We start from the raw sequence: 8,783 nt of genomic DNA, 5'->3' as shown, positions 1-8,783 counted from the left end.
GGGAGATCGGGCACGCCAGCTCCGGGTCGGTCTCCATCGGCCGGTACACCCCTCCGGGGTAGTCACTTTCCTCTGGGTACCTACTATATCGACATCGTGGCCGTCGTAGGGATCGGCCAGACCAAGCACGTCGCGGCGCGCCGGGACGTCTCGATCGCGGGACTCGTCCGCGAGGCCGCGCTGCGCGCCCTTGAGGACGCCGAGTTGACGTGGGCCGACATCGACGCCGTCGTCATCGGCAAAGCCCCCGACTTCTTCGAGGGCGTGATGATGCCGGAGCTGTACCTGGCGGACGCGCTGGGAGCGGTGGGCAAGCCCATGCTGCGGGTCCACACGGCGGGGTCGGTCGGTGGTTCGACCGCGCTGGTCGCGGCCAACCTCGTCGCCGCCCGCGTCCACTCCACCGTGCTGACCCTCGCCTTCGAAAAGCAGTCCGAGTCCAACGCCATGTGGGGGCTCTCCCTGCCCATCCCCTTCCAGCAGCCGCTGCTGGCCGGAGCGGGCGGGTTCTTCGCGCCGCACGTCCGGGCCTACATGCGGCGCAGCGGCGCCCCCGACACCGTCGGCTCGCTGGTCGCCTACAAGGACCGCCGCAACGCCCTGAAGAACCCGTACGCCCACCTCCACGAGCACGACATCACCCTGGAGAAGGTCCAGGCGTCCCCCATGCTCTGGGACCCCATCCGCTACTCCGAGACCTGCCCGTCCTCCGACGGCGCCTGCGCCATGGTCCTCACCGACCGCGCCGGAGCCGCGCGCTCCCCGAAGCCGCCGGCCTGGATGCTGGGCGGGGCCATGCGCAGCGAGCCCACCCTGTTCGCCGGCAAGGACGCCGTGTCACCGCAGGCCGGGAAGGACTGCGCGGCGGACGTCTACCGGCAGGCCCAGATCGCCGACCCGCGCCGGGACATCGACGCCGTCGAGATGTACGTGCCGTTCTCCTGGTACGAACCCATGTGGCTGGAGAACCTGGGCTTCGCCGACGAGGGCGAAGGCTGGAAACTCACCGAATCGGGGGTCACGGAACTCGACGGTGACCTCCCCGTCAACATGTCGGGCGGGGTGCTCTCCACCAATCCGATCGGCGCCTCAGGCATGATCCGGTTCGCCGAGGCGGCCCTCCAGGTCCGCGGCCAGGCCGGAGAACACCAGGTGGACGGCGCGCGGAAGGTGCTCGGGCACGCCTACGGCGGCGGTTCGCAGTTCTTCTCGATGTGGCTGGTGGGCGCCGAGGCCCCGGACTCCTGAAAGGAGCCGTCGACGTGGCCTGTTGAGCGCCGGAACCGAAAGCTAGGCTGGCCCGCGGACGACGAATTCGGGAGGAGCACGGACGTGGCCGAGAGCACCATCCAGCAGCAGCCGGTACGGGGCTGGGACAAGCCGGAGCTGGACCTCAGCGGGGCCGATTGGCAGTCCAGCAGCCGTGGCCGGGGGGATGTCCAGATCGCCTTTGTCGAGGGATTCATCGCGATGCGCAACAGCGGCCGGCCGGAGAGCCCTTCCCTGATCTTCACCCCCGCCGAATGGGGTGCCTTCGTGTCGGGCGCCCGGGAGGGCGAGTTCGACCTCACCTGAGCCAGGGATTTCCGGACACGTGACCGGCAGAGCCGTTCCGGGGCCGCCTCCTGCGACAGGCTGGCCCCGGAAAGGGAAGGTCGCATTCCGGAGGTGAGGGACGATGAGCACTGCGCCGGTCATCGCCGCGGTGGACGGTTCGGACGACAGCCTGCGCGCCCTGGACTGGGCGGTGACGGCGGCCCGGCAGCGGAGCGCGCCGCTGCGCGTGGTGCACGTCCGTCAGTACGCCGCCTGGGGGCAGCCCGACGTCCTGGTCGCCGGAGAGCCCGACGCGGCGGGCGACCCGGTGCTGGACGAGGTCCGCGAGCGGCTGCGCGCCGCCGCCGGGACACTCACCGTCGAGTACGTCGCCCTGGAGGGCGCCCCCACCGCGCTGCTGCCCGAACTGGGCGCCGACGCCCGGCTGCTGGTGCTCGGCTCCCGGGGCCGCGGCGGCTTCACCGGCCTGCTGCTGGGCTCCAACGGCATGGCTGCCGCCCGCGACGCCGGGTGCCCGGTGGTCGTCGTACCGCGGCCCGGACGGGAGGTGCACGAGGAACTGCCGGCCGAGCCCGGGCCCCGGGTCGTGGTCGGTCTCGACGTGGACGGCCCCGACGAGGCGACCCTCGCCTTCGCCTTCGCGGAGGCCGCCTGGCGCGGCGCCCGACTGCAGGCGGTCGCCGGCTATCCGTGGCCGGCCCAGTCCTGGATCGCGGTCGGCAGCCTCGTCCCGCCGGCCGTCGACCAGGGCGAGATCGAACGGGAGACCCGCACCCTCGCCGAGGGCTTCCTCGCCCCGCACCTCAAGGATCACCCGAACGTGGGAACCGAGATCCTGGCGCTGCCCGGCGACGCGGCCGGTCTGCTGGTCGCCGCCTCCAAGGACGCCGAACTGGTCGTCGTCGGCCGCCACCGGCGGCGGCTGCTCGCCCCGGCCCGCATGCTGGGGTCGGTCACCCACGCCGTGCTGCTGCACGCCGCCTGCCCGGTCGCCGTGGTCCCCCCTTCGCCACCCGAGCGGTGATGTCAAGCCCCCTGGCTCAGTTACCGTCAGTAGGGAGCGGATCACCGCCGTCGGGCGTACGCTGAGCTGCCTGCAAGCCACGGTGCGCGCCCGCTCCCCGCGCTCGCGTCCCACCGTGGCGGGGGGTGGTCATGGGACAGCGGGTCCTGCGGAACCGACGGACGCTCTACGAACGTGAGGGCGAACTCGCCGCCGTCGACGAGGCGTTGGCCGAACTCACCGGGCTCACCGGACGGGCCGGACCCACCGGGCCGAGCCTCGACGGCACGCCACCGGCCGACCGCCCGCGCGGGGCGCTCCTCGCCTTCGCGGGCCGCGCCGGCATCGGCAAGACCACCCTGCTCGCCGAGGTCCGCCGGCGCGCCGCCGCCCAGGGCTGCACCGTGCTCTCCGCCCGCGGTGGCGACCAGGAACAGCGGGTCGCCTTCCACGTCGCCCGCCAGCTCCTGCAACCCCGCCTCGCCGGTGCGCCCGAGGCGGAACTCCGTGCCTCCCTCGGCAGTTGGTACGACATCGTCGGTCCCGCCCTCGGCCTGTGCGCCCCCACCGAGGGCGCCCCGCCCGACCAGCAGGGCCTGCGGGACGGACTGGACTGGGTGCTCACCCACCTCGTCGTGCGCCAGGCCCCGATGGTCCTCGTCCTCGACGACGCGCACTGGGCCGACCCCGAATCCCTGGGCTGGCTCGCCGCGTTCGCGCCCCGCGCCGAACAGCTCCCGCTGCTCGTCGTCGTCGCCTACCGGCCCGACGAACTCCCCGACCACGCCGACGCGTTCCGGAGCCTGCCCGGCCGGGCAGGCGGCCGTCCGCACGGCCTGGAGCCGCTCAGCGCCGACGCGGTGGCCGGCCTGGTCCGCGAGAGCCTCGGCGACCACGCCGACGACGCCTTCTGCCACGAATGCTGGGCCGTCACCTCCGGCAACCCCTTCGAGACCGTCGAACTGACCGCCAAGGTCCACGACCGGGGCCTGGACCCCACCGAAGCCGGCGCACCCCTGCTGCGCGACCTCGCCGCCGCCGTCAAGGGCAGCGGGCTGATCGCCCGCATCGAACGCCTCGGCCCCTCAGCCGTCCGGTTCGCCTGGGCCTGCGCCGTCCTCGGCACCGAGATCCACCCCGCGCTCGCCGCCGCCGTCGCCGGGCTCGGCCACGAGGAGGCCGCCGACGCCGCCGACGCCCTGCGCGGCGCGCGCGTCCTCACCGGCGCCGAGACCCTGGAGTTCATCCACCCGCTGATCGCCACCGCCGTCTACCGTGCCATCCCGCCCGCCACCCGCGTCGCCCTGCACGGCCAGGCCGCCTGGTGCGTGACCGACGACGGCCAGGGCGCCACCGCCGCCGCCCGGCACCTCCTGGAGACCCACCCCGAGGGCGACGCCTGGGTCGTGCGGCAGCTGCGTGCCGCCGCCGGCGAGACCCTCCGGGCGGGCGCCCCCGACGCGGCCCGCCGCTACCTCGCCCGCGCCCTGCGCGAACCGCCGCCGGCCAAGGAGCGCGCCGCCGTCCTCCACGAACTGGGCAGCGCCTCCCTGCTCACCGAACCGGCCACCACCGTCAACCACCTCCGCGCCGCCCTCCAGGAACCCATCGCCGAGCCCGCCCTGCGGCACCGCATCGTGTACCGCCTCTCCCAGGTCCTCGCCCACAGCGACCGCCTCGCCGAGGCGTCCGAGACCCTCGCCCACGAGATCCGGCTGACCGGTGACGCCCGGGTCCGGCTGCGGATGCTCTCCGAACAGTTCATGTGGGACGCCTTCCGCGCCGACGAACCCGACCACCCCTCCCGCTCCCGCCGTCTGGCCAGGCTCGCCGACCGCCTCCAGGGCCGCGACCTCACCGAGCGGTACATCATCGGCCTGCGCACCTGGGACGCCATCCAGCGCGGCGAACCCGCCGCCACCGCCCTGCACCACGCCGAACGCGCCCTGGCCGGGGGTCTCGGCTGGGCCGAGGCGGACCGCGGTTTCGAGGTGCCGGTCCTGGTCGCGCTCGCCTTCATGTACGCCGACCGGCCCGACCGCACCGAGGAACTCTTCGCCGCCGGGATCGCCGACTACGAACGCCAGGGCTGGCGCGGCGGGCACCTCTCCTTCGCCTACACACTCCTCGGCTACCTCCGCTACCGGCGCGGCCGCCTCGCCGAGGCGGAGGACCTCGCCCGCTCCGGTCTGCGTCTCGCCGAACGCGTCGGACCCGGCACGCCCGCGCACTGGTACGCCCTCGGCACCCTCATCCAGACCCTCATCGCGCGGGGCCGCACCGAGAAGGCCACCCGGCTGGCCGAGGACCACTCCTTCCGGGAGCCGTTCCCGGCGGCCGTGGTCTTCCCCGACGCCCAGACGGTCCACGGCGAACTGCTGCTCGCCCGCGGACTCACCAAGGCCGCGGCGGCCGAGCTGGCCGCGGCCGGCCGCCGCCTCGAACCCCGTGGCATCCGCAACCCCGCGTGGTGCCCCTGGCAGCTCCACCTGGCCCGGGCCGAAGCCCACGAGGCACCGGAACGCGCCCTGGCCACTGCGCTGGAGGCGGTGAGCCGGGCCCGCCAGTTCGGCGCGCCCTCGGCCGTCGGCCAGGCCCTGCGCACGGCGGCGGAGGTCGCGACGGGCGAGACGCGCGTGCGGTACCTGGAGGAGGCGGTGACCCACCTGGAGCGTTCCCCGGCCGCCTACGAACTGGCCTGCGCCCTCGTGGCCCTGGGCACGGAACTCCATGACACCGGCCGCCTGCGCAGCGGCCTGCAGGCAGCCGAGCGGTGCGGAGCGGACACCCTGGCGGCCACGGCCCGCGCCGAACTGGCCTCGATCACGCAGCAGACAGCGGGCGCCGTCCCGCAGGGGCGCGGGGCACTGCGCGACAAGCCCCCGCCCACCCGCACCCGGCACTGAGACCTCGACCGCTCCACCCGGCCCCGCCGCCCGCGCGGCCCCGTACCATGGACCGCATGTCGTTCCTCCGTCGCCGCAGCGCCACTCCCGCCGGCCCCGAATTCGACGTACTGGCCATGGACCCGGGCGACTGGCCCGGCAACCTCGGCGCCGGGCTGCTGCCCGCCCCCGACGGCACCTGCCAGGGCGTCTTCCTGCGCTACGACCTCTTCGGCGGCCGCGGCCCCGCGATGATCATCGGCAACCTCCCCGAGGGCTCCCCGGCCCGCGAGGTGGAGGAGGGCGAGATCCCGTTCGAGGTCGGCCAGCTCCTCCTCGCCCTGGAGAACGACGAGGACGTCACCGTCGTGGGCACCGAGGACATGCCGGTGCTCCAGGGCGACAACCTGCTGATCGTGCGGCGGCTCAAGCTCTCCGAGAGCCGGATCTCCTGCGTCCAGTTCGACCGCAGCGACGGGGTCCTCGTGACCATCGCCGCCTGGGACCGTCCCATCACGGACGACCTGTACGCCCTGCTGAAGCCGCTCCCGGCGGAGCTTTTCCAGCAGGGCTGAGACCGGTCACGCGCGGGGGTGCCGTCCGATCCTCGGGGACGGCACCACGTTCACGTCGGCAGCCCGGACGAACTCGACCCGGTGGCCGTACTGGATCTCGTAGTACAGGTCCTTGCCCATCACGACCCGGTGCGAGTCGGTGGCGAAGGTGGTGGCGTAGAGGTACTCACCCGGCACCGCGTCCCCGACCACGTACTCCTGGCCCGCCGGGAGCGTGTACGGCAGTGGGGAGATCGACTGGGCGGGTACCCCGGACGGGTAGGCCGACGCCTCCGGATAGGCACGGCCGTACACGGGAACGCTCGTCAGACCCGCCTTGGGGGTGACCACCAGGCCCGCCGCGCTCACCGCCGTCGGATCCGTGGCGGAGTTCTTGAACCAGGCCTTCTGCCCCAGGTACCAGATCGCCGTCCAGTCGCCCCAGGTGTCCGCCACGGCGTACTGCTGACCGGTGGAGACCCGGGAGGAGAGGTCGTTCACGTCGGTGGTCGGCGTGGTGCCCAGACCGACGTCCTTGATCAGCGCCGAGCTCTCGTCGTGGTCGGAGTACAGCCGTACCTCGCCGGAACCGTGCGCTGCGCACGGCTGGCCCTTGCTGACGCAGCCGGTGTACGCGGGCTGGTTCGTGGTGTAGTCCGGCAGGATCGTCACGAGACCGCCCTTCTTGCCGGCCGTGCGCTTGAAGGGGTGTTCGAGCAGCTCGAAGTAGTGGCGCCAGTCCCAGTACGGGCCCGGGTCGGTGTGCATCCCGGGGATCGAGGACGTGGTCGGGCCCGGCACGTTCTCGTGTCCGAGGATGTGCTGGCGGTCCAGCGGGATGCCGTACTTGTCGGTGAGGTACTTCACCAGCCGGGCCGAGGAGCGGTACATCGCCTCCGTGTACCAGGCGTCCGGCGCGGCGAGGAAGCCCTCGTGCTCGATGCCGATCGACTTGGAGTTGATGTACCAGTTGCCGGCGTGCCAGGCCACGTCCTTGGCCTTGACGTGCTGGGCGATCAGACCGTCGGTCGAGCGGATGGTGTAGTTCCAGGACACGTAGGTCGGATCCTGGACGAGTTTCACGGTCTCGTCCCAGGTGCCCTCGGTGTCATGGATGACGATGTACCTGATGCTCTGCGACGCCGGCCGGTCCCCGAGGTCGTGGTTGCCGTAGTCGTTGTTCCCGAACTGCGCGTACGGTGCCGGGATCGACTCGCATGACACCGTTGTCGGGCACTCCGTGTCGTCCGCCGCGGTGGTGCGCAGCCCGGTCAGCCTCAGTTGCCCGGTGTCGGCCCTGACGCCCGGCTGCGCGGCGAGGGCGACGAGCTGACCGGCGTCGGTGGTGCGCGCCTGACCCGTGTGCAGGACGTCGAAGACGTCGTTGGCGTACGCCGCCGCGGTGGCCGTGTCGTCGGCGCCGGAGAAGCGGGCGACCGCACCGTACCAGTGTGCCGGGTCGGCACTGAGCGGTTCGCCCATCTCCCGCTGGGCGGCGGCGAGCAGGGCGGCGCCGCCGGCCACGTTCGCCGCCGGGTCGGTGCGCAGCCGCTCGGCGGGGATGCCGGTCAGCCCGGCGGCCTTCGTCAGCGTCTTGAGGCGGGCCGGCAGCGCGGAGTCCGCGGGCACCGTGACGCGGGGGTGCAGGGCGGGACGCGCGCCGTCGCCGCGGGCGTCCTCGGTGCCGTCGGCGAAGTGCCCGGTCGCGGTGGCCAGCGCCGTGCGCGCATCGGTCAGGTGCATCGGACCGTAGCCGCCGGACACGCTCGGCGCGCCGCCGTGGTCGTCCCAGCGGGACTGGAGATAGGAGACGGCCAGCAGGACGCTCTGCGGCACGCGGTACTCGGTGGCGGCGGACGCGAACGCGCGCTGCAGCGTTTCGGCGGGTGACGCGGTGGCGCTCGGGGGCGGAGCCGCGCCCAGCAGCGGCAGCAGCAGCGCCGCGGCGGCGACGGCCGTCCTGCGCGTACGTCTGCCATGGTGGGCGGGAAATGGCTCGCTGACGGATCCTCGCAATGCGGCCTCCAGGGGCGTGTCGGGCGCGGCGGGGCGTGCGGGCTGAGCGTGGCTCAGTGGTACCTGCTTGCCGACGGTCCGTCAATCATGCCCACAGGAGCGACAATTCCCATGTCATACGATGATCGTGGGAGTTTCGCCCCGGAGGTTCCCGGCCTGCCCGCCGCCAGTGGCGTACACCAGTGAGCGCGGCAGAACACCGGAGATCCGCGGTGCGCAGCCGCCCTGAGCGCACCGCGGATCCTCGTCCCCCTCAGCGAGTGCCGACCGCCGCGCGCACGGCCCGGCGGGCCAGCTGGCAGTCGTCGTGCAGCCGCCGGAGCAGCAGCCGCTGTTCCTCGCCGGTCGGCGCGGCACCCGGGTGACCCGCGCCCGGCGCCGCCGGGGTCGCGTCGTGCATCGAACGCTGCACGGCGGTCTCGTACGTCCGGATCTCCCGGGTGAGCACCAGCATCAGGTTCACCAGGAAGGCGTCACGGGACGCGGGCCCCGCCGACTGGGCGATCTGGCTGATCTGACGGCGCGCCACCGGGGCGTCACCGAGGACCGACCAGAGCGTCGCCAGGTCGTACCCCGGCAGATACCAGCCCGCGTGCTCCCAGTCCACCAGCACTGGACCGGCCGGGGACAACAGGATGTTCGAGAGCAGGGCGTCGCCGTGGCAGAACTGGCCCATCCCCTGGCGGCCCGCCGCGACCGCGATGCCGTGCAGCAGTTTCTGCAGGTCACCCATGTCCCGGTCGGTGAGCAGTCCCAGCTCGTGGTACC

The 8,783-nt window shown here is 73.3% G+C and carries 7 protein-coding genes; 5 read left to right on the top strand and 2 right to left on the bottom strand.

Going from position 1 to position 8,783, the window contains the following annotated elements; translation table 11 throughout:
* Positions 1–96 precede the first annotated feature (96 nt).
* The 5 genes from ABZ646_RS33410 (at position 97) to ABZ646_RS33390 (ending at position 6,020) form a co-directional block, all read left to right on the top strand.
* Complete coding sequence (locus ABZ646_RS33410; RefSeq protein ID WP_360527303.1) at positions 97–1,248, top strand: thiolase domain-containing protein; 1,152 nt, start codon at positions 97–99, stop codon at positions 1,246–1,248.
* Positions 1,249–1,332: 84 nt separating this feature from the next.
* Positions 1,333–1,575 carry a DUF397 domain-containing protein gene (locus tag ABZ646_RS33405; protein WP_358986716.1) on the top strand — a complete coding sequence of 81 codons (243 nt, stop codon included), beginning with the start codon at positions 1,333–1,335 and terminating at the stop codon, positions 1,573–1,575.
* A 103-nt stretch (positions 1,576–1,678) separates the two neighbouring features.
* The gene (locus tag ABZ646_RS33400; protein ID WP_360527300.1) at positions 1,679–2,581 is read left to right on the top strand and encodes a universal stress protein; all 903 of its coding nucleotides are present in this window, start codon (positions 1,679–1,681) and stop codon (positions 2,579–2,581) included.
* 131 nt (positions 2,582–2,712) lie between these two features.
* The gene (locus ABZ646_RS33395; protein ID WP_360527297.1) at positions 2,713–5,466 is read left to right on the top strand and encodes an AAA family ATPase; all 2,754 of its coding nucleotides are present in this window, start codon (positions 2,713–2,715) and stop codon (positions 5,464–5,466) included.
* 56 nt (positions 5,467–5,522) lie between these two features.
* A complete protein-coding gene (locus ABZ646_RS33390) occupies positions 5,523–6,020 on the top strand; it encodes a hypothetical protein (protein ID WP_093507815.1) in 498 nt (165 codons plus the stop codon).
* Positions 6,021–6,026: 6 nt separating this feature from the next.
* Here the strand turns inward: ABZ646_RS33390 and ABZ646_RS33385 are convergent, their stop codons facing one another.
* Together ABZ646_RS33385 and ABZ646_RS33380 are read right to left on the bottom strand one after the other, a co-directional pair.
* Entirely contained in the window at positions 6,027–8,015 is a 1,989-nt protein-coding gene (locus ABZ646_RS33385; RefSeq protein ID WP_360527294.1) for a peptidoglycan recognition family protein, read from the bottom strand.
* A gap of 253 nt (positions 8,016–8,268) precedes the next feature.
* Positions 8,269–8,783: phosphotransferase (locus ABZ646_RS33380; protein WP_360527291.1), on the bottom strand; the 515-nt coding region annotated here is incomplete at its 5' end.

Origin of the sequence: Streptomyces sp. NPDC007162, from assembly GCF_040634175.1 — a bacterium.
Lineage (GTDB): Bacteria > Actinomycetota > Actinomycetes > Streptomycetales > Streptomycetaceae > Streptomyces.
This window is presented reverse-complemented; position numbering and strand designations above follow the sequence as displayed.